14 protein-coding genes are annotated in these 21,499 nt (G+C 70.1%); 10 read left to right on the top strand and 4 right to left on the bottom strand.

Annotated elements, in window-relative coordinates; genetic code table 11:
* Positions 1–86 precede the first annotated feature (86 nt).
* The gene (locus WS54_RS30375) at positions 87–1,277 is read left to right on the top strand and encodes a helix-turn-helix domain-containing protein (protein ID WP_236872842.1); all 1,191 of its coding nucleotides are present in this window, start codon (positions 87–89) and stop codon (positions 1,275–1,277) included.
* Here the strand turns inward: WS54_RS30375 and WS54_RS30370 are convergent.
* Positions 1,274–2,458: a sugar transporter gene (locus tag WS54_RS30370; RefSeq protein WP_059779956.1), complete on the bottom strand. Its 1,185-nt coding sequence runs from the start codon at positions 2,456–2,458 to the stop codon at positions 1,274–1,276. The genes WS54_RS30375 and WS54_RS30370 overlap by 4 nt on opposite strands.
* A gap of 199 nt (positions 2,459–2,657) precedes the next feature.
* Here WS54_RS30370 and WS54_RS30365 point away from each other — a divergent pair, with 199 nt between their 5' ends.
* Complete coding sequence (locus tag WS54_RS30365) at positions 2,658–3,332, top strand: HAD family hydrolase (RefSeq protein WP_034209221.1); 675 nt, start codon at positions 2,658–2,660, stop codon at positions 3,330–3,332.
* 146 nt (positions 3,333–3,478) lie between these two features.
* Here the strand turns inward: WS54_RS30365 and WS54_RS30360 are convergent, their stop codons facing one another.
* The 3 genes from WS54_RS30360 to WS54_RS30350 all read right to left on the bottom strand — a co-directional run bounded on the left by WS54_RS30360 (position 3,479) and on the right by WS54_RS30350 (position 7,617).
* Positions 3,479–5,683 (bottom strand): alpha-galactosidase, encoded by a 2,205-nt coding sequence (locus WS54_RS30360; RefSeq protein WP_236872841.1) that lies wholly within the window; start codon positions 5,681–5,683, stop codon positions 3,479–3,481.
* A 912-nt stretch (positions 5,684–6,595) separates the two neighbouring features.
* Entirely contained in the window at positions 6,596–7,303 is a 708-nt protein-coding gene (locus tag WS54_RS30355) for a succinate dehydrogenase/fumarate reductase iron-sulfur subunit (protein ID WP_059779957.1), read from the bottom strand.
* Between the two features lie 71 nt (positions 7,304–7,374).
* Positions 7,375–7,617 (bottom strand): DUF6566 family protein, encoded by a 243-nt coding sequence (locus WS54_RS30350; protein WP_034209223.1) that lies wholly within the window; start codon positions 7,615–7,617, stop codon positions 7,375–7,377.
* Between the two features lie 176 nt (positions 7,618–7,793).
* On the opposite strand from WS54_RS30350, the gene WS54_RS30345 reads away from it, so the two are divergent.
* The 8 genes from WS54_RS30345 to glgB all read left to right on the top strand — a co-directional run bounded on the left by WS54_RS30345 (position 7,794) and on the right by glgB (position 21,477).
* On the top strand, positions 7,794–8,489 hold the full coding sequence (locus WS54_RS30345; protein ID WP_059780008.1) for an MgtC/SapB family protein: 696 nt from the start codon (positions 7,794–7,796) through the stop codon (positions 8,487–8,489).
* Complete coding sequence (locus WS54_RS30340) at positions 8,486–8,824, top strand: hypothetical protein (RefSeq protein WP_059779958.1); 339 nt, start codon at positions 8,486–8,488, stop codon at positions 8,822–8,824. The genes WS54_RS30345 and WS54_RS30340 overlap by 4 nt, the downstream gene beginning before the upstream one ends.
* Positions 8,821–11,019: a VTT domain-containing protein gene (locus WS54_RS30335; RefSeq protein ID WP_059779959.1), complete on the top strand. Its 2,199-nt coding sequence runs from the start codon at positions 8,821–8,823 to the stop codon at positions 11,017–11,019. Before WS54_RS30340 ends, WS54_RS30335 begins: the two co-directional genes overlap by 4 nt.
* Positions 11,010–11,801, top strand: coding sequence for an endonuclease/exonuclease/phosphatase family protein (locus WS54_RS30330; protein ID WP_034209226.1), 792 nt, complete (start codon positions 11,010–11,012; stop codon positions 11,799–11,801). Before WS54_RS30335 ends, WS54_RS30330 begins: the two co-directional genes overlap by 10 nt.
* 30 nt (positions 11,802–11,831) lie before the next feature.
* Positions 11,832–12,320, top strand: coding sequence for a phage protein NinX family protein (locus WS54_RS30325; RefSeq protein WP_059779960.1), 489 nt, complete (start codon positions 11,832–11,834; stop codon positions 12,318–12,320).
* A 150-nt stretch (positions 12,321–12,470) separates the two neighbouring features.
* Positions 12,471–15,863, top strand: coding sequence for a maltotransferase domain-containing protein (locus WS54_RS30320; protein WP_059779961.1), 3,393 nt, complete (start codon positions 12,471–12,473; stop codon positions 15,861–15,863).
* The gene (gene treS, locus WS54_RS30315; protein ID WP_059780009.1) at positions 15,863–19,273 is read left to right on the top strand and encodes a maltose alpha-D-glucosyltransferase; all 3,411 of its coding nucleotides are present in this window, start codon (positions 15,863–15,865) and stop codon (positions 19,271–19,273) included. The genes WS54_RS30320 and treS overlap by 1 nt, the downstream gene beginning before the upstream one ends.
* Entirely contained in the window at positions 19,270–21,477 is a 2,208-nt protein-coding gene (gene glgB, locus WS54_RS30310; protein WP_059779962.1) for a 1,4-alpha-glucan branching protein GlgB, read from the top strand. The genes treS and glgB overlap by 4 nt, the downstream gene beginning before the upstream one ends.
* Positions 21,478–21,499 lie beyond the last annotated feature (22 nt).

Here is a 21,499-nt window from a genome sequence, read left to right as displayed (position 1 = left end):
TTCGGGCACCGGGCTATATTACGCATTCGCGCGACACGCCGGACCGGCAACACCCGGCCCGGACATCGACCCCACTGGAGCGCAGCGTGAAGCCAGCCCCCGAACCCCTTTCACGGCCGGTCGACCTCGACCGGCTCCGCGCCCGCTTCGCCGCGGGCGAGCCGCTGCCGGAAGCGGCCTTGCCGGCCGGCGTCGCGCGCTCGTGGGTGCGTTCGCGCGACGCCGGGCTGCGGCCGTGGCAAACCGCCCGCTACGAAATGCAGCGCGAACTCGACGAATCGCGCGCGGACCGGCGGCTGACCCGCTGCGTCGCGCAGGAAATCGAGCCGCTGTGGGCCGCATTCGGCGGCAACGAATGGACGATCATGTGCGTCAATCCGCACGGCACGATCGTCCATGTACGGCGCAGCCCGCAATGCGACGACGCGCTGCTCACGCCGATCGTCACTGGACGCCGGATCGTCGAACCGAACATCGGCACGACCGCCCCGAGCTGCGTGATCCACGACGGCGCCGAAACCGTCGTCGCGGGCGCGCAGCACTATCTCGACGCGTTTTCGCGAGTGTTCTGTCTCGCGGTGCCGCTGGTCGGCTTCGACGGCGAAGTGATCGGCGCGCTGGACATCACCGGCGTCGGCCGGCGCAATGTCGCGCAGTTGCGCGAGTCGTTCCGGCACGCGTCGCTGTCCGCCGAGCAGCGGCTCTATGCGATGCTGCGCGACTGCCATCTGCTGCAGGTTCAGCACGACGCGCGCTGGCTCGGTACGCCGCTCGCCGGCGTCGTCGCGCTCGACGAAGCGGGCCGCGTGCGCGCGGTGAGCCGGCTGGCGCGCCGCATGCTCGATCTCGCGCCGGAAGGGCCGCTCGGGCCGTACGATCTCCGGCAGCTGTTTCCCGGCGCGACGCCCGCGCAGCAGCGGCGCTTGCTGACGCCGTCGCGCACGCCGCAGCGGATCGCGCGCGACGACGGTAGCCACGTATGGGTGCGCACCGTGCGTGCGCCGCTCGATCGCGCGACGGTCGCGCGTCGGGCCGATGGGCTCGAAGACGCCGCCGACGTATGCAACGCGGCGCCGGCCGCCGGTCCGCAGGCGAGCCTGCATGAGCAGTCGCTCGATGCGATCCGCCGCGCGCTCGACGAGCACGACGGCAACGTGTCGGCGGCCGCGCGGCAACTCGGCATTTCACGCACGACGCTGTACGCGAAACTTCGGCAGCTCGATACGGCGGGAATCCGGCCCGACGGGCCGCATCGGCGATTCGGGACGAAGCCCTAAGCCGCTGCCCGCCGCTCGTGCAGCCGCAACGCGAGCCACGCGATCCCGGCCGCGAAGATCGCGACCACGCCGCCGAAGGTGCCGATCCACGGCAACCCGAAGTCACCCGCGATATGGTTGCCGAGCAGCGCGCCGACGCCGATGCCGACGTTGTACAACCCGGAATAGATCGATACGGCCAGGTCGGTCGCCTCCGGCGCCAGCTTCAGCACCCACGCCTGCATCGCCAGCCCGAAACAGACGATCGCGCCGCCCCACGCCAGCGTGTGCACGGACAGTGTGACGATGTTCAGCGCGCACGGGAACAGGATCAGCAGGCAGCCCGACAGCGCGACGATCGACGCCAGCAGGAAATCGTCGGGCCGGTGCGGATAGAGGCGATTGAAGCAGACCGCGGCCGGCAGGCCGGCAACGCCGAACAGGATCAGCACGTACGTGATCCGGCTGCTGCTCGCATGGTTGACGCTCTGCACGAACGGTTCGATGTACGTGTACGACGTGAAGTGCGCGGACACGACGAGCACGGTGATCGCGTACAGCGCGACCAGCGCCGGCTTGCGCAGGAATACCCCGATGCTGCTCAGCGAGCCTGCGCCCTGGCTCGGCAGCAACGGCAACGTCGCGCGCAGCAACAGCAACGCGACGCCCGCCGCGCCCGCGATGATCAGGAACGTGACGCGCCAGCCGAACGCCTCGCCGATCACGCGGCCGAGCGGAATCCCGGCCACCATCGCGATCGCCGAACCCATAGCGAGCAGGCTGAGCGCACGGCTTTTGCGGTCGCTCGGCGCGAGCCGCACGGCGAGCGGGACCGAAATCGACCAGAACACCGCATGCGCGCACGCGATGCCGAGCCGGCCGATCATCAGCACCGTGAAATTCCACGCGACGCCCGTCACGACGTGGCTGCCGACGAACACCAGCAGCGCGACGCTCAACAGCTTGCGGCGCTCGACGTGACGCGTGACGAACGTCAGCGGCAGCGATACGACCGCAACGGCCCACGCGTAGATCGTCAGCATCAGGCCGACCGCGGTCGGCTGCATCTGCAGGCTGTCGCCGATCGCGCTCAACAGCGCGACGGGCACGAATTCGGTGGTATTGAAGATGAAGGCGGCGAGTGCCAGGGCCAGAACGCCCCACCACGATTGCTCGGAACTGACGGCGTCGGGGGTTGCCATACGGGAATTCGGCGAAGGTTGGGCGCGCGGGCGGCCCGCCCGGCGCATCGGCGCGATTGTACCAGCGCCGTTCGACGCGCTGCCGCGGGCGCGGCGCGTGCGGCGCGGGACATGGCGGTGACACGGCCGCGCGCCGATAATGTGACGAACCGGGTTTTGCCGACGATTTGCCCGAACGCTACCGGGCCAGGAGATTCGCATGCGTATTGAAACGTCATTTCTGTTCGATCTCGACGGCACGCTCGTCGACAGCGTCTATCAGCACGTACTCGCGTGGAAGGAAGCGCTCGACGCCGAAGGCATCGAGCTGTCGGTATGGCGCATCCACCGCAAGATCGGGATGAGCGGCGGCCTGTTCCTGAATCAGTTGCTGCGCGAGACGGCCGGCGACATCGACGCGGCGCGCGTCGAGCGGCTCGCGCGGCTGCATGCGGCCGCATACCAGCGGCTGCGCGCGCAGGTCCGGCCGCTGCCGGGCGCGCGCGAGCTGCTGGCCGCGCTGTCGAATGCCGGCATCCGCTGGGCGATCGCGACCAGCGGGCGGATGGAAACCGCGGCGATCAATCTCGAGGCGCTCGGCGTCGATCCGGCGAAGAACGTGGTCGTCACGCGCGATCAGGTCAAGTATGCGAAGCCGGACCCGGACCTGTTCCTGACCGCCGCCGCGAAGCTGAACGTGCCGATCGAGCATACGGTGGTGGTCGGCGACAGCATCTGGGACATGCTCGCGGCCGCCCGCTGCCGCGCGCTCGGCGTCGGCCTGCTCTCGGGCGGGTATGGCAGCGACGAACTGGAACGCGCCGGCGCACTGCGCGTGTACGACGATCCGGCGGACCTGCTGTGGCACCTCGACGAGGTGGCGGCGCGGCCCTGAGCGCCGAGTGGCCTGTCGATGTCGGCAACCGGCCCACACGAGGGCCGGTTGCCGACATCGCATGCAGGTTTCCGGCAGCTTGCGTGGGCGACAAGCTCGACGTGAAGGCGCGGCCTGCCCGAACCGGCAGGCCGCGCGCCTCGTCGTTACTGCTTCACCGGAGCGGCGATTCCGTCGATGTCGGGCGCCCAGCCCGTGGGGTTCGAGAAACGCAGCGTGTTCGCACTGCCCTGCTGGAACGTGCCGGTCACCGTCAGCGTCGATACGTTCCCCCAGCCGCCCGTCGACGGGAACGATACCGTGACCGGCGTCGCGCCGTCGAAGCTGATCTGCGCATTACGCGGCGCCCCATCGCCGTTCGCGTAGCTGACCGACACACTGTACGTCCCGCTCGCCGCCACGTTGATGCCGTTGATCGTCAGCGTGCCGTTGCTGGTTCCATCGCCGTTGCCGATGTAGCCGACGTCCTGGCCGCCCGAGCAGCCGTTGCAGGGCGCAACGCGCGCCGCGCCACCGAGCGTGTTGCCGGCCGCCTCGGCTTCGTACGCCAGCGGAGGCGGGGGCGGCAGTTTCACCGGTCCGGCCACCACGGCGACCGACGCGATCTCGGGCGCCGGCGTGGCACCGTCGAGGCTCGACAGCGTCAACGTGTTCAGCCCCGACTTCAGCCCGACATATACCGTCACGGTGCCGACGGATTTGCCGGCAGGCGGAAATGCCACCGTCGTCGGATTGCCGCCGTTCACGCCGAGCTGCGCCTTGGCGGTTTCCGGCCCGGCATTCAGGTAAGCGATCTGGACGAAGCCGCCGACCGTCGACGACGCGACGTCGCTGAACGTCACCGTGCCCAGCCCCGTGACCTTCCTGCCGCTCGCGCAATCGATGCAATGCGCATACGCGGCGCCCCCCGACAGCGTGCTCGGCAGGAACGTGGACGACGGCGCGTCCTTGCCGCGCAGCACCAGCATCACGGTGCCTCCGGCCGGAACGCTCGCGACCGTATAGGCGTCGGCGGCCGTGCCGAGATTCTTGTGCGCCCAGACATCGCGCACCGTGGCCCGGGTGCCCGCAGCCAGCCCCAGCTGCTTCCACGTCACCGTCATCGGGCTCGCCGCGGCGCCGTTGTTGAACAGCAGGACCGCACGCCTTCCGCTGCCGGCCAGCAGCTTCGCCCAGATCTGCTGCCCGTTGGCGTCCGCGACCTTCAATCCCTGCAGTCCCAGCGCATCCTGGTCGATCGCGATCAGTTCGGGATTGGTGAGCAGGGTCACGCTGTCGCTCGAAAGCGGCTTCGACAGATCGTTGCCGAGGATCATTGGCGCGCCGGCGATCGCCCATAGATTCACGTGGGCGAGATCGTTCGCCGCCGTCATGCCCATGCCGGCAACCATCATGTCGGGATCGTTGTAGTAGCCGGTGTGCTGCCCTTCCGGATGATAGTTTCCGTTGAAGTTGCCCAGCACCGAGCCGAACTTCGGAACGCCGCTTCCGGGGCCGTAGATGTCCCCCGTCGTACGCCACGACGTGGCGATCCCCGCGCCCCAGGCCCACGGCCCCAGCCCAGCATCGGGATAACCGCTCTTGCCCAACGTGCCCCAGTCGCACATGTTCAGCACCAGCAGCTTTCCGGTCGCGGCGTAGGCTTTCTGAATGGCCTGCGAGATGGCCGTATACGCTTGCTGCGGGTCGTATCCGGCCGCGCTGCCGCCGCACCAGTCGACCTTGACGAAGTCGTAGCCCCATTGCGCGAACTGCAGGAAATCGTGATCGTAGTGCGCGTAATCGCTGCCGACGAAGTGCACGCCGTTCGTGTTGCCGCAGCCTTGCGGCCCGGAGTCGATATAGATGCCCGCCTTCAGCCCCTTGCCGTGAATGTAGTCGGCCATCGCCTTCATGCCGCCCGGCCACTGGTTGGTGGGATTGCCGTTCATGTCGACGTTGATGATGAAGTTGCCGTTCGCGTCGCGCTTTCGGGAGGTCCACCAGCCTTCGTCGATATTCACATACTGGTATTTGTTGCCCGACGCAATGCTCTCGTTCAGCTTGGCCAACCCGTCCGCTTGCGCCTTGATCGTATCGAAACTGACATCTTCCGCGAGGCTGTTCCATGACGACCAGCCCATCGGCGGAGGATTCACGGCGATCTGCTTTCGCGCGGACGGTGCCGCGTCCGTCGTCGTGTCATCGTCGGACGTCGCGGTCGTCTCGGTACCGCCCGCTCCGGTAGCCGCCATCGCGGCGCTGCTGCTGACGGAGGCGGGACTCGTATCGTCGCCGCCGCACCCGGATATCACGCCGGCCGCCATCAGCATGCAGACCGTCAATATTCCTAACTTATTTTTCAAATTCATCTGCGTCTCCAGATTATTTGAGTGGCGCGTACCCGTGTGCGCGGCACGCGTTCGCAGATTAGTGAGTTCCTTGGCGTTTATTCAATCTTTGCGACGCACGGCCAGATACTGGGATCATTTCCACAATCAAGCCGAAAGATGCAATTATTTAACCGATTCAATCAATTTCGGTTGACACGCTCATGCTGCCGGACCGCTCCCGTCGGCGTGGATAGCGTCGTCTTGCTGTCCGATCCCATCGATGCAGAGCCGAGCAGCCGGGTCACGCGTCCGACAACCTCGCCAGCAACCCGCTCATCGCGTCGACATGCCCCGCACGGCCCTGCGCCGCGATTTCGGCGCGGATCGCGACTATCGCATGCTCCTGCACCATCGCAAATCCTCCCTTGATCGCGTACACATGCCGCAGTATTTCTTCGGTATCCTTTAGATCTAGGCGCGCGTCCGGACAATCGCGTTCATCCAGACGTTGACGGTCAAGGCGATTTATATGGGACCAAAAAGATGACCGCGGTGAGGCGTGGAGGCGGGCCAAGCGGACAAATGCACGGGATTGAAGGTCACCCCTGGCACGCGAACCGGGATTCGAGGTTCGTGCGCTGAAGGCCGAGAACGATCGGAGGCACATGGTCGAGCATCGAACTTACGTTGGGGCCTCCAGCACGGTGATCCTGAGACACATTGCGAATGACGCAGCGACCACGACCCACGTCATGCGCTACTCATAGTTTCAGCCGGCAACCATGCCGAAGCGATAGACCTTTCCACGACGACCCATCGAAGTCGTGCGCGTCGCGCTTCATCGCCATGTCGCCTTCCAGGATGGACGGCTGGACGGCGCGACGACCTCTGCTGCAACGACTGATCGCGGTATTGTCATCAGTTCCACGGCAACCATTCAGGCGTCGCGCGTCACACCGTCCGCCTGACCAGCATCGTCCGGATCTCCGAAATCGCCTTCGTCGGATTCAGCCCCTTCGGGCACACGTCCGTGCAGTTCATGATCGTCCGGCAGCGGAACAACCGGTACGGATCCTCGAGATCGTCGAGCCGCTCGGCCGTCGCCAGATCGCGCGAATCGGCGATGAAGCGGTACGCCTGCAGCAGCCCGGCCGGCCCGACGAACTTGTCCGGGTTCCACCAGTAGCTCGGGCACGACGTCGAGCAGCACGCGCACAGGATGCATTCGTACAACCCGTCGAGCTGGTCGCGCTCTTCCGGCGATTGCAGCCGCTCGCGCGCGGGCGGCGTCGTGTCGTTGATCAGGTATGGCCGGATCGAGTGGTACTGGTTGAAGAAGTCGGTCATGTCGACGATCAGGTCGCGCACCACCGGCAACCCCGGCAGCGGCCGCAGCACGATCTCGCGCTGCAGCGTCTGCATGTTGGTCAGGCATGCGAGGCCGTTCTTGCCGTTGATGTTCATCGCGTCCGAGCCGCAGATTCCCTCGCGACACGAGCGCCGGTACGCGAGCGTCTCGTCGTCGCGCTTCACGCGGCCGAGCACGTCGAGCAGCATGCGGTCGGCCGGGTCCACGTCGATCTCGTAGCGCTGCAGGTACGGCTGCTCGTCGCGATCGGGATCGTAGCGGTAGATATGCAGGGTGCGCGGATCGCTCATCGGTTCCTCCCGGCGCGGGCCGGCATGGGTTCACGGGATGCTGCGGGACGGCGCCGCAAGCGCCATGCCGGTCAATCGTCGTCCACGCGCTTGTCGACCAGATAGCGGCCGCGCTCGACGCCCGCGCGCAGCGCCTCGACCTCGGTCAGCCATTCGGGGCCGGCGGCCTCCGGTACGGCCAGTTCGATGCGCGCGCCGGCGGCGTATACCTGCACCTCGTCGCGCCACGCGCCTCGCTCGTTGGGCCGCGCCCATACGAGGATTTCATGACCGCGATACGGGTCCCGAACCTGTGCGTCCTGTTGATGTGCCACGGTGGCCTCCTGTCTTATCTGCGATGGCGATGCAAAAAATGCGCGCCGGCGGCGCGCCACGCACGCCGTCGGCCTCGTGCGCACGCGCCGTGCCCGGCCGGCACGCCGCTTGCGTCCCTTTTCTGCATCGAAGCGCAACGGGCCCGCCTCGCGCAGGGCCGGAAGGAATGCACATCATGATCGGCCACCTCGAATTACTCGGACGCCTGCTGCTGGCCGCGCTGCTCGGCAGCGTGATCGGGCTCGAACGCGAGCGCCTGAACTGGGCCGCCGGGCTGCGCACGCACATGCTCGTGTGCGTGGGCGCCGCGCTCGTGATGCTGGTGTCGACGTTCGGCTTCGAGGACGTGCGCGGGCAAAACGGCGTCGTGCTCGATCCGTCGCGGGTCGCCGCGCAGGTGGTGTCCGGCATCGGCTTTCTGGGCGCGGGCTCGATCCTGCTGCGCGGCGAAATGGTGCGCGGGCTGACGACGGCCGCGAGCCTGTGGGCGGTGGCCGGCGTCGGGCTCGCCGCGGGCGGCGGCATGGTGGTTGCGTCGATCGGCGCAACCGCGATCGTGCTCGCGATCCTCGCGGGCGTGAAGCCGCTCGAGCGCCGCTTCATCGCGCAGCGCCAGCAGCGCACGCTGCTGCTCGTGGCCGAGCGCGGCGGGCTGACGCTCGGCACGCTGCACGAAGCGCTCGGCCCCGGCCGCGTGCGCGTGAAACGGTTCATCGTCCAGCAGTCGGACGACGATCCGGATACCGACGACATCTCCGTCTCGTTCTCGCGCACGAGCGGGCCGGAATTCGCGGCGATCTGCGAGACGCTGCAAAACATCGCGTGCGTACGGACCTGTCGACCCGACACCTCGTCAAGGAGTTTCGCGTGACCCAGACCGACCTGCTCTCCTATCTCGTGACGAGCCAACTGGCCGCGCGCATGCGCAGCGGGGCCTGGCTCACGACCGGCCAACTGGTCGGCGCGTTGCGCGCGTGGCTCGCGTGTCGCCACGCCGAATGCGACTGGCTGGACCGGATCAGGATCGCGCACGCGTCGGCGACGATCGCGCAGGAGATCTACGAGATCGCGGTCGCGCACGGCGATCCGCACAGCGGCGAGCGCGTGCGGCTCGACGCGGATTCGCCGGAACTGCAGGCGCTGCGTGCACGCTGCGATGCGCTGTTGCAGTGGCTCGACGGCGACCGGGACGTCGGCGCCCGATGATCGTGCCGGAGCGCATCGCCCGCGCCGACGATGGTCGGCTCGACGCCGCGCCGGCGGACGGCCCGCCGCAGCACGGCCTGCTCGAGCGCGGGCGCAACTGCGACGCGATCCGCGGCGCGGACCGCTTTGCGATGCTGGTCGACGGCGACGCGTACTTCTCGACGCTGCGCGCGGCGCTGCTGCGCGCACGCCATACGGTGTTCATCGTCGGCTGGGATGTGGACAGCCGGATGCGGCTCGCGCCGGGCGGCGCCGACGACACGTTGCCCGACACGCTCGCGGCCTTTCTGCACGCGCTCGCATCCGCCCGCCACAACCTGCGCATCTACGTGCTCGCGTGGGACTTCGCGATGATCTACGCGCTGGAGCGCGACTGGCCGCCCGTGTATCGGGCCGGCTGGCGCGCGCATCGCGGCATCCGGTTCCGGCTCGACGATGCGCACCCGCGCGGCGCGTCGCATCACCAGAAGCTGGTCGTGATCGACGACCGGCTCGCGTTCGTCGGCGGCCTCGACCTGACGCGCGCCCGCTGGGACACGCCCGCGCATGCGGCCGACGACCCGCGCCGCCGCGACGAGCACGGCATGCCGTACGGGCCGTTCCACGACGTGCACGCGATGTTCGACGGCGATGCCGCCGCCGCGATCGGCGAACAGGCGCGGGATCGCTGGCTGCAGGCATGCGGGCGCCCGATCGCGATCCGCGCGCGGCGCCATCTCGACCGGGCGGACGACGACGATCCGTGGCCGCCCGATGCGCGCGTCGACGTGCGCGACGTGCGGCTCGGCATCGCGTATACGGCGCCGCGCCACGGCGGCCGCGAGCCGGTGCGGCAGGTGCGCGCGCTCGTCGAGGACGCGATCCGCGCTGCCCAGCGGCACCTGTATGTCGAAAACCAGTACTTCACCGCGGCGGTCGTGCGCGAAACGTTGTCCGTGCGCCTCGCCGACGCGCACGGGCCGGACGTGACGGTCGTCGCGCCGCGCGTGCAGAGCGGCTGGCTGCAGGAAGCGACGATGGGCGTGCTGCGCGCGCGGCTGCACGCGACGCTCGCGTCGGCCGACCGCTTCGACCGCTACCGGCTGCTGTATCCGCACGTCGACGGGCTCGGCGACGCGTGCGTGAACGTGCACAGCAAGGTCGCGATCGTCGACGACGAATGCATCGTGATCGGCAGCGCGAACCTGAACAACCGCTCGATGCTGCTCGATACCGAATGCTGCATCGCGCTCGTCGCGGCCGGCGACGCCCGCGTTCGCGGCGCGATCGCGCGCATGCGCGAGCGGCTGCTGGCCGAGCATCTCGGCACGACGCCCGATGCGGTGGCCGACGCGTTCGCGTGCGGGGAACGGCCGAACGTCGTGCTCGACCGGCTGCGCGCAAAGCCGGGCCGCACGCTGCGCACGCTCGACCCGGCCGTGTCGCCGCAATTCGAGGCGCTCGTGCCGGTCAGCGCACGGCTCGACCCCGAGCAACCGATCGAGCCGGACCGGTTCGTCCGCGAATTCGTGCCGCACGAGCAGCATCGCTCGCTCACCGCGCGCTTTTTCGTGCTGGGGGCGATCGTGCTCGCCATCGCCGCGCTGGCGCTCGCGTGGCGCTTCACGCCGCTGGGCGCGTACCTGAACGTCGCGTCGCTGTCGCGCGCGGTGGCCGGCATCGCGCGGCTGCCGGCCGCGCCGGCGCTGCTGCTCGCGGCCTACGTGGTCGCGGCGGCCTGCGCGGTGCCGATCACGCTGCTGATCGCCGCGACGGGGCTCGTGTTCGGCGCGTGGCCGGGCTTCGCGTATGCGGGGGTCGGCTCGATGGCGGCCGCCGCGGCGACCTACGCGCTCGGTCGCTGGCTCGGACGCGACGCGGTGCGCCGGCTCGCCGGCCCGCGTGCGAACCGGCTGAGCGAGCACATCGGCCGGCGCGGCGTGGTCGCGATGGCCGTGCTGCGGCTGCTGCCGATCGCACCGTTCACCGTCGTGAACCTCGTCGCCGGCGCGTCGCACATCGGGCTGCGCGACTTCCTGATCGGCACCGCGCTCGGGATGCTGCCCGGCATCGTGCTGACCGTCACGTTCGCGCACCAGTTGACCGCCGCGCTCAGCCATCCGCGGCCCGGCGCGTTCGCGTGGCTGGCGGCGATCGGCCTCGCGCTGGTGGGCGTGTCGATCCTGCTCGTGAGGGTGCTGCGACGATGGCGCTGAGCACACACGCGGCCCCGCCGCCGCACGTCGTCGCCGCCGACGCGGCGCCCGTCGCCGCGCCGGGCGGACGCGACCTGCGGATCGCGACCTACAACATCCGCGGCGGCTACGGCGTGTGGCACGCGCGCGCGGCCGACCGAATCGCGGCGGTGATCGACGAGCTCGACGCGGACGTGATCGCGCTGCAGGAAGTGCCGCTCGGCGGCACGCGTGCGCCGGACGTGCTCGCGCACCTGCGCGACGCGACCGGCATGCACGCGGTGGCCGGCCCGACGATCGACACGCCGGAGCGCCGCTACGGCAACGCGGTGCTGTCGCGCTGTCCGATCCGCGCGGCGCGCACGCTCGACCTGTCGTTCCACCCGCGCGAGCCGCGCGGCGCGCTCGACGCCGACATCGATTGCAGCGCCGGCCCGATCCGCGTGGTCGCGACCCATCTCGGGCTGTCGGCCAGCGAGCGCAGCGCGCAGGTGCAGCGGCTGCTCGCGGCGTTCGACACGGGCGCGATGCCGGTGATTCTGCTCGGCGACATCAACGAATGGTTCGTGCGCGGCCGCGCGCTGCAGGCGCTCGTCACGCGGTTCCGGCGCGCGCCGGCGCCGCGCACGTTCCCGACCGTGTGGCCGGTGTTCTCGCTGGACCGGATCTGGATCCATCCGGGCGAACTGCTGGTGGACGTGGTCGTGCATCGCAGCGCGCGGGCGCGGCACGCGTCCGATCACTACCCGCTGGTGGCGCGGATGCGCGCGACGCCCGCGACGGGCACGGCGCTTGCGCGATGAGCATTTTTTTCGATCCGACGGAGCCCGCTCATGCGAACCGACGCACTCGACGGAAAGAATCTCGATTACTGGTGCGCCCGCGCGTTGTGCGCGGATGACGAAGACACGCTGCGCTTCACGGCCGTCTCGCCCACCGTCGTCGTGACGGCCGCGTGCGACGCGCTCCGGCACCTCGACGCGCCGTTCGCGCCATCGGCGTCGTGGGCCGATGCGGGCACGGTGCTCGATCGCGTGATCGACCTTCGGATCGCCGGCCACGGCGATACCGTCGAATGCGACGCGACCTTCGTCGACGGCCCATCGACCTGCGGCGCCCGCGGCCGCACGGCCCGCGAAGCGCTGCTGCGTGCGTTCGTGCGCGCACGCTTCGGCGACGACGTGGACGAGCCGCCGCCGTTCCCGCACCGGATCGAACATGGCGCGGTGGTGCGGTATGACCCGGGGGTGCCGATTCCAACTTCGGACGACGACCCGGCGGCCGGCGACAGTTCGGATATTCGGTCGATTCCGCGCATGTGAGTGCAGGCGCGAGTCGGCGGTCATGTAAAAACGACAGTCCCCTTCAATCCGCATTCCCGCCAACGCCTGCCCGGCCGGCGGTCGCGCAGCAGGCACGCGCGTTGCGACGCACCGGCTTTACCGCTCGCCGCCACTCGCCCGCGCCACGCCATGGACTCCACACCGCCGTTCGCTCCGCACCTCTACTTCTGCGACGCCCGCCTCGTGGGGCCGCTCGACGCGTGGCCGCCCACCTTCGCGCATATCGCCGGCATGGGCTTCGATCATGTGCTCGTCGGTGCGTTCTGGGCCGCGAGCGTCGCCGGCTTTCCGCGCCACGTGGCCGATTTCCGGCGGCCGGCGCAGTCGTTCGCGACGCGCGCGAGCGCACTCGAAACCTTCTCGCGGCTCGCGCAACTGGCGAAGGGCCACGGGCTGCGCCTGCTGCTCGAAGTCGTGCCGGATCGCATCGCACGCGAGAACCCGCTGCGCGCCGACCATCCCGACTGGTACGTCGAGCACACGCACGACGACGCGCTGATCGACCCGCGCGGCACCGCGCACGCACTGGATATCGCGCAGGCGAACGCCGGCGACGCAGCGGCGCGCGACGCGCTCTCGGCATGGTGGTGCGCGCATCTCGCGACGTTCGCCGACGCGGGCGCGGCCGGCTTCCTGATCGACGCGCCCCATCATCTGCCGGCCGACTGGTGGCCCGGCTGGCGCGCGGCGCTGCGCCGTGCGCGCCCGGACGTCGCCGTGCTCGCCGGCGTGCCCGGCCATGCGCGCGACGCGCTCGCGCAGCTCGAAACCGCCGGCTTCGACGCGGTGTTCTCCTCGGTGCGCTGGTGGGACCTGCGCGCGCCGTGGTTCGCGGACGAACACCGGCTGCTGCGGCGCATCGGCGCGCCGATCGCGTTTCCCGATGCGCCGGACGGCCCGCGTCTCGCCGACGACTGGCCCGACGCACCCGACGACACCGTCGCCCGCGCGTATCGCCGCGCGCTGTGGACGGCCGCCGCCGTCGGCACCGGCTGGCTCGTGCCGATGGGCTTCGAGCGCGGTGTGACGGTGCCGCTGATGGCCCGCGACGCGGATGCCGAACGCTACCGCGCCGCGTTCGAGCACGCCCGTTTCGACCTGTCGGGCACCGTCGCCGATGCGAATGCGTGGCGCCGCGCCACGCCCGTCGTGGCGACCCGCGGCGAGATCGTGCAACTGAGCGCGCCGGGCGCGCATGCGACCGCGCTGCTGCGCGGCACCGGCCCGTTGCTCGAACACGACGACACGGCGTTGCTGATCGCGTTGAATCCCGATCTCGACGCTCCGGCCACGGTCGATCCGGCGACGATCCTGCCCGGCGTGCCGGGCGGTTTCACGCGCGTCGCCACGCACGACGGCGCGCACACGCATCCGCCGGCCGCGCTCGAGCCGTTCACGCTCGCGCCCGGCGCGTATGCGCTGCTGCACGCGTGGCAGGCGCCGCCCGTCGCCGCGCGCCCCGACGCCGCGCGCGAGCGCACCGTGCTGTCGGCGGCGCTCGCGGCCGACCGGATCGCGATCGAGCGCGTCGAGCCGTCGGTCGACGACGGCCGCTTCGCGATCAAGCGCGTGATCGGCGAGCCGCTCGTCGTTCGTGCGTCGATCTTCACGGACGGGCACGCGCATCTGGCGGCCGTGCTCCAGTGGCGCGCCGCCGACGACGACGTCTGGCGCGAAGTTCCGTTCGAAGCCGAGCCGAACGACCGTTGGCATGCGCGCGTCATGCTCGACCGGCTCGGTCGCCATGAATTTCGCGTGCTCGCGTGGCGCGACGACTGGGCGTCGCTGGTCACCGACATCGCGAAGAAGCGCGCGGCCGGCCAGGACGTGACGCTGGAAGTGCGCGAAGCGCAACTGCTGCTCGCGACCGCGCTGAAGCTCGCCGAGCCGGCCGATCCGCGCGCGGTCGCGCAGATGGAACGGCTCGCCGCCGAGCTCAAGGACGCGTCGCCCGACGACCGCCTCGCGCTGATCGGCGCGCCCGCGCTCGCCGACGCGTTCGCGGCGCTGCGCTACCGCCCGTTCGTCACGCACGACGCGACGACCTACCCGGTCGACGTCGAACGCCGCAAGGCGCGCTTCTCGAGCTGGTACGAGATGTTCCCGCGCTCGGCGAGCGACGATCCGCACCGGCACGGTACGTTCGACGACGTGATCGCCCATCTGCCGCGCATCCGCGACATGGGTTTCGACGTGCTGTATTTCCCGCCGATCCACCCGATCGGCACGTCCGCCCGCAAGGGCCGCAACAACAGCCTCACCGCCGGCCCCGACGACGTCGGCAGCCCGTACGCGATCGGCTCCCCCGACGGCGGGCACACGGCCGTGCATCCGCAACTCGGCACGCTCGAATCGTTCCGCGCGCTGGTCGACGCCGCGCGCGTGCACGGGCTCGAGATCGCGCTCGATTTCGCGATCCAGTGCTCGCCCGATCATCCATGGCTCGCCGCGCATCCGGGCTGGTTCGCATGGCGGCCCGACGGCTCGCTGCGCTTCGCGGAGAATCCGCCGAAGCGCTACCAGGACATCGTGAACCCCGATTTCTACGCGCCGGACGCGCTGCCCGACCTGTGGCTCGCGCTGCGCGACGCGGTGCTGTTCTGGGTCGACGCGGGTGTGCGGATCTTCCGCGTCGACAATCCGCACACGAAGCCGCTGCCGTTCTGGGCGTGGATGATCGCCGACGTGCGCGGCCGGCATCCGGATGTCGTGTTCCTGTCCGAGGCGTTTACGCGGCCGGGGATGATGTACCGGCTCGCCAAGGTCGGCTTCTCGCAGTCGTACACGTACTTCACGTGGCGCGAGTCGAAGCGCGACTTCATCGACTATCTGACCGAGCTGACGGCCGGCCCCGCGCGCGAATTCTTCCGACCGAACTTCTTCGTCAACACGCCCGACATCAACCCGCGCCACCTGCAGAACGCGCCGCGCTCGCAGTTCGTGATCCGCGCGGCGCTCGCGGCGACGCTGGCCGGCTCGTGGGGCCTGTACTCGGGCTTCGAGCTCGGCGAATCGGCGCCGCTGCCGGACAGCGAGGAATACGCGGATGCCGAGAAATACGAGCTGCGCGCGCGCGACTGGAGCAAGGCCGCGCACATCGGCACGGAAATCGCGCGGCTGAACCGCGCGCGGCGCGATCATCCGGCGCTGCAGACGCATCTCGGACTCACGTTCGTCGAGGCCGACAACGATTCGGTGCTCGTCTTCACGAAGGCGACGCCCGCGTTCGACAGCGTGGTGGCCGTCGCGATCAGCCTCGACCCGTGGCATCCGCAGGCCGCGAACTTCACGCTCGATGCGGCGCTGTGGCGCGGCCTCGGGCTGGCCGACGGCGAACCGCTCGATGCGCTCGAACAGGACGCCGCGCACGCGGAAACCTGGCGCGGCCATCGCCAGTACGTGTCGCTCGATCCGCACGTGCGGCCGTACGCAATCTGGCGGCTCGCGCCGTCTCCGGGCGCCGCGCGGGCGGCGGCGCCCGCACCGGACGACGCCCGACCCTCCTCGGGAGCCCACGGATGATGAAACGCGAAGATTCCCTCGACGACGTACGGCGCGCGCAGTTCCCGTCGCTCGCGCCGGCCGGCACGCCGCGCCGGCGCCGCGCGCGCCGCCGCGAACCCGCGCTCTGTGCGGACGATCCGCTGTGGTACAAGGACGCGATCATCTACCAGGTGCACGTGAAGTCGTTCTACGACTCGAACAACGACGGCATCGGCGATTTCCCCGGCCTGATCGCGAAGCTCGACTACATCGCCGAACTCGGCGTCGACACGATCTGGCTGCTGCCGTTCTATCCGTCGCCGCGCCGCGACGACGGCTACGACATCGCCGACTACCGCGACGTGCATCCCGACTACGGCACGCTGGCCGACGTGCGGCGCTTCATTCGCGAAGCGCATGCGCGCGGCATCCGCGTGATCGCCGAGCTCGTGATCAACCACACGTCGGACCAGCACCCGTGGTTCCAGCGCGCGCGCCGCGCGAAGCCGGGCTCCACGCATCGCGACTATTACGTGTGGTCCGACACCGACACGAAATACGCGGGCACGCGGATCATCTTTCTGGATACCGAAACGTCGAACTGGACCCACGACCCGGTGGCCGGCCAGTACTACTGGCACCGCTTCTATTCGCACCAGCCGGACCTGAACTTCGACAACCCGGCCGTCGTGCGCGAAGTGATCCAGGTGATGCGCTTCTGGCTCGACCTCGGCATCGACGGACTGCGGCTCGATGCGGTGCCGTACCTGGTCGAGCGCGAAGGCACGAACAACGAGAACCTGCCGGAGACGCATGCGATCCTGAAGCGGATCCGCGCGACGATCGACGCCGAATATCCGAACCGGATGCTGCTCGCCGAGGCGAACCAGTGGCCGGAGGACGTGCAGGAATACTTCGGCAACGAGGACGAATGCCACATGGCGTTCCACTTCCCGCTGATGCCGCGCATCTACATGTCGATCGCGAGCGAGGATCGCTTCCCGATCCTCGACATCATGCGGCAGACGCCGGCGCTCGCGCCGAGCAACCAGTGGGCCGTGTTCCTGCGCAACCACGACGAGCTGACGCTCGAGATGGTCACCGATTCGGAACGCGACCTGCTGTGGCAGGCCTATGCGAGCGACCGGCGCGCCCGGCTGAATCTCGGCATCCGGCGCCGGCTCGCCCCGCTGATGGAGCGCGACCGGCGCCGCATCGAGCTGATCAATTCGCTGCTGCTGTCGATGCCCGGCACGCCGGTCATCTACTACGGCGACGAGCTCGGGATGGGCGACAACATCCACCTCGGCGACCGCGACGGCGTGCGCACGCCGATGCAGTGGTCGTCGGATCGCAACGGCGGCTTCTCGCGCGCCGACCCGGAACTGCTCGTGCTGCCGCCGGTGATGGGCTCGCTGTACGGCTACGACGCGGTCAACGTCGAGGCGCAGACGCGCGATCCGCATTCGCTGCTGAACTGGACGCGCCGCATCCTCGCGACGCGCCGCGCGTCGCAGGCGTTCGGGCGCGGCACGATCCGCTTCCTGCGTCCGGAGAACCGCAAGGTGCTCGCGTACCTGCGCGAGCTGGACGGTCACGAGCCGGTGCTGTGCGTCGCGAACCTGTCGCGCGCGTCGCAAGCGGTCGAACTCGATCTGTCCGAATTCGCGGGCCGCGTGCCGATCGAGATGACGTCCGATTCGCCGTTTCCGCCGATCGGCCAGCTCCCGTATCTGCTCACCTTCCCGCCGTACGGATTCCTGTGGTTCGTGCTCGCCGAGCACGGCCGCGAGCCGTCGTGGCGGCAGCCGCATGCGGAGCCGCTGCCCGAATACGTGACGCTCGTGATGCGGCGCGGCGATACGCGGCCGGACGTCTCGCAACTGCATGCGCTCGCGCACGACGCGCTCGCGTCGTGGCTCGCGCGGCGGCGCTGGTTCGCGTCGAAGGATCGCGCGATCGGCGACGCGTGGCTGAACGTCGTCACGCCGGTGGCGGACGAGCCGTTCCAGTATGCGGAGGCGTGGGTGTCCGCCAGCGACGGCGGCGTCGAACGCTACGTGGTGCCGCTCGCGACCGCGTGGGGCGGGGAGACGTCTCATCCGCTGTTCGCGCAACTGGCCCTGGCGCGCGTGCGGCGCGGCCACACGGTCGGCTACCTGACCGACGCGTTCGCGCTGCCGGCGTTCGCGCGCGGGATGCTGCGCAAGCTGCGCGACGGCGCGACGGTGCCGACGGCCGACGGCGGCCGGCTCGACTTTCTTCCGGAAGACGCGCTCGCCGGCCTGGACCCGGGCGACGACGCGGAGGTGCGCTGGCTCGCGGCCGAGCAGAGCAACAGCTCGCTCGTGATCGGCGACGCGATCGTGCTGAAGCTCGTGCGCAAGGTCGCGCACGGCGTTCATCCGGAAGCGGAAATGAGCCGGCACCTGACGCGCATCGGCTATGCGAACACCGCGACGCTGGCCGGCGAAGTCGTGCACGTCGATCCGGACGGTTCGCCGCACACGGTCGCGATCCTGCAGCGCTACGTCGACAACCAGGGCGACGCATGGACGCGTTCGTTCGATTTCCTGCGGCGCGCGATCGACGAGCTCGCGCTGCCGGCCGCGGACGACGGCGAGGCCGCCGAGACGGACGAAGCGCCCGATGCGCTGCTCGGCTACGCGGCGTTCGCGGGCATCGTCGGCACGCGGCTCGGCCAGTTGCACGTCGCGCTCGCGCAGCCGTCCGACGATCCCGCGTTCGCGCCGGAACGCGCGACGCCCGAGCACGTCGACGGCTGGTGCGTGGACGCGATCGCGTCGTTCGAGCGTGCGCTAGACGTGCTGCGCACGCGGCTCGACGCGCTCGATGCGGCCACGCGCGCATCGGCCGACGCGCTGCTCGCGTCGCGCGACGCGGCCGTGCTGGCGCTCGGCGAGCTCGTGCCGCGCACGCTCGATGCGCAATGCACGCGGATTCACGGCGATTTTCATCTGGGCCAGGTGCTCGACGTGCAGGGCGACGCGCTGCTGATCGACTTCGAAGGCGAACCGGCGCGCCCGCTCGAGCGGCGTCGCGCGAAATCGCATCCGCTACGCGACGTGGCCGGCCTGCTGCGCTCGCTGTCGTACGTGAGCGCGACCGCGCAGTTCGCGATCGAGAAAGCACCGCCGCAAGCCGCCGGCCGCAAGCGCGCGCTGTTCGACCGCTTCGGGCAGGCCGCCGCCGACCGCTTCGTCGAGTGCTATCGCGCGGCTGCGGACCTCGCGCCCGCGCGCTTCGTCGACCCGCGCTACGCGGACCGCCTGCTCGCGCTGTTCCTGATCGACAAGGCGTCGTACGAGCTGTGCTACGAAGCCTCGAACCGGCCCGACTGGCTGAGCGTGCCGGTCGGCGGGCTCGCGGCGCTGGTCGAGCGCCTGCTCGACGACGGCGTGCCGCCCGACGACGGAGGACACCCATGACCGACACGCTGTTCGAACGCGCCGACATCGACGCACTGCTCGCCGGCCGGCATCCCGACCCGTTCGCGTGCCTCGGCCCGCACGAACAGGCCGACCGGATCGTCGTGCGGGCGCTGCTGCCCGGCGCCGAACGGGTGCGCGCGCTGGCGCCGGACGGCGCCGAGCTCGGCGCGCTCGCGTGCGTCGATCGCGCCGGCTGCTTCGCGGGGACGATCGCGCACGACGGCGGCTGGCCCCATTACCTGCTCGCAATCGACTGGCCCGGTGCACACCAGGTAACCGACGACGCGTACGCATTCGGCACGCTGCTCGACGATGCGGCGCTCGCGCGCTTCTCGGCCGGCGATCCGGCCGCCGTGCTCGAGTGCCTCGGCGCGACGCCCGTGCGCATCGACGATACCGACGGCGTGCGCTTCGCCGTGTGGGCGCCGAACGCGCAGCGCGTCTCGGTGGTCGGCGATTTCAACGGCTGGGACGGGCGCCGCCATCCGATGCGGCTGCGGCGGCCGTCGGGCGTGTGGGAGCTGTTCGTGCCGGGCATCGGCGCGGGCGAGCGCTACAAGTACGAGCTGCGCGCGGCCGACGGGCGCGTGCTGCCGCACAAGGCCGATCCGTGCGCGCGCGCGACCGAAGCGCCGCCGCGCACGGCGTCGGTGGTCGCCGACGTCGCGGCGCTCGACGCGTTCGCGTGGCACGACGACGGCTGGATGCAGGCGCGGCCGCGCCACGACCGCTATCGCGTGCCGTGGTCGATCTACGAGGTCCATCCGGAGTCGTGGCTGCGCATCCCCGAGGAAATGGAGCGCAGCGCGACCTGGGACGAGCTGGCCGAGCGGCTGATTCCGTACGTCAAGGGCATGGGCTTCACGCACGTCGAGTTCATGCCGATCGCCGAATACCCGTTCGGCGGCTCGTGGGGCTACCAGCCGCTCGCGCAGTTCGCGCCGTCCGCGCGCTTCGGATCGGTCGACGGCTTCGCGCGGTTCGTCGATCGCGCGCATGCGGCCGGCATCGGCGTACTCGTCGACTGGGTGCCCGCGCATTTTCCGAACGACGCGCACGGGCTCGCGCAATTCGACGGCAGCGCGCTGTACGAGCACGCCGATCCGCGCGAGGGGATGCATCCCGACTGGAACACCTGCGTGTTCAACGTCGGGCGCACGGAGGTCGGCGCGTTCCTCGTCGCGTCGGCGCTCGCGTGGGCGCGCCGCTATCACGTCGACGGCATCCGCGTCGACGCGGTCGCGTCGATGCTGTACCGCGACTATTCGCGCAAGGAAGGCGAATGGGTGCCGAACGTATACGGCGGCCGCGAAAACCTCGAATCGGTCGCGTTCCTGCGCCGGTTGAACGACACGCTGCACGGCGCGGCCGCGCCGGCCGGCGTCGTCACCGTCGCGGAGGAGTCGACCGCGTGGCCGGGCGTCACCGCGCCGACCGGCGACGGCGGGCTCGGCTTCGACTTCAAGTGGAACATGGGCTGGATGCACGACACGCTCGCGTATCTGCACGAAGACCCGATCCACCGTCGCTATCACCACGACCGCATGACGTTCGGGCTCGTGTACGCGTTCTCCGAGCGCTTCGTGCTGCCGCTGTCGCACGACGAGGTCGTGCACGGCAAGGGCTCGCTCGTCGCGAAGATGCCCGGCGACGCATGGCAGCGGCTCGCGACGCTGCGCGCGTATTTCGGTTTCATGTGGGCGCATCCCGGCAAGAAGCTGCTGTTCATGGGCAGCGAATTCGCGCAATGGGCCGAGTTCGCGCACGATGCGTCGCCGCACTGGGACTTGCTCGACGCGCCCGCGCATCGCGGCGTGCAGCGGCTCGTGCGGGACCTCAACCGCGCGTATGCGGCCGAGCCGGCGCTGCATGCGCTCGACTGCCATGCGGCCGGGTTCTCCTGGCTGATCGGCGACGACCGCGACAACAGCGTGTTCGCGTTCGCGCGCCGCGACGACGCGGGACACCTGGTCGTCGCCGTCTGCAACTTCACGCCCGTGCCGCGCGCCGGATACCGCCTCGGGCTGCCCGCGCCGGGTCACTGGCGCGAACTGATGAACACCGATGCCGCGTCGTACGGCGGCACCAACGCCGGCAACGACGGCGCCGTGTGGGCCGAAGCCGTGCCCGCCCACGGCGAGGCGTGGTCGGCGACCTTGCGACTGCCGCCGCTCGCCACGCTGTGGCTGACACCTGCTTGATTTACCGCGCCCTCGACACGGA

The organism is Burkholderia sp. NRF60-BP8 (assembly GCF_001522585.2).
Lineage (GTDB): Bacteria > Pseudomonadota > Gammaproteobacteria > Burkholderiales > Burkholderiaceae > Burkholderia.
The sequence above is the reverse complement of the archived record's forward strand: the minus strand, read 5'-3'. Positions and strand labels throughout refer to the sequence as shown.

Bases quoted from the DNA above. Each gene is read 5' to 3' on its own strand.
- WS54_RS30345 (WP_059780008.1), top strand. From the start codon at position 7,794: ATGATCGGCCACCTCGAATTACTCGGACGCCTGCTGCTGGCCGCGCTG.
- WS54_RS30365 (WP_034209221.1), top strand. From the start codon at position 2,658: ATGCGTATTGAAACGTCATTTCTGTTCGATCTCGACGGCACGCTCGTC.
- WS54_RS30355 (WP_059779957.1), bottom strand. From the start codon at position 7,303: ATGAGCGATCCGCGCACCCTGCATATCTACCGCTACGATCCCGATCGC.
- WS54_RS30370 (WP_059779956.1), bottom strand. From the start codon at position 2,458: ATGGCAACCCCCGACGCCGTCAGTTCCGAGCAATCGTGGTGGGGCGTT.
- treS (WP_059780009.1), top strand. From the start codon at position 15,863: ATGAAACGCGAAGATTCCCTCGACGACGTACGGCGCGCGCAGTTCCCG.
- WS54_RS30360 (WP_236872841.1), bottom strand. From the start codon at position 5,683: ATGAATTTGAAAAATAAGTTAGGAATATTGACGGTCTGCATGCTGATG.
- WS54_RS30335 (WP_059779959.1), top strand. From the start codon at position 8,821: ATGATCGTGCCGGAGCGCATCGCCCGCGCCGACGATGGTCGGCTCGAC.
- WS54_RS30325 (WP_059779960.1), top strand. From the start codon at position 11,832: ATGCGAACCGACGCACTCGACGGAAAGAATCTCGATTACTGGTGCGCC.
- glgB (WP_059779962.1), top strand. From the start codon at position 19,270: ATGACCGACACGCTGTTCGAACGCGCCGACATCGACGCACTGCTCGCC.
- WS54_RS30330 (WP_034209226.1), top strand. From the start codon at position 11,010: ATGGCGCTGAGCACACACGCGGCCCCGCCGCCGCACGTCGTCGCCGCC.
- WS54_RS30320 (WP_059779961.1), top strand. From the start codon at position 12,471: ATGGACTCCACACCGCCGTTCGCTCCGCACCTCTACTTCTGCGACGCC.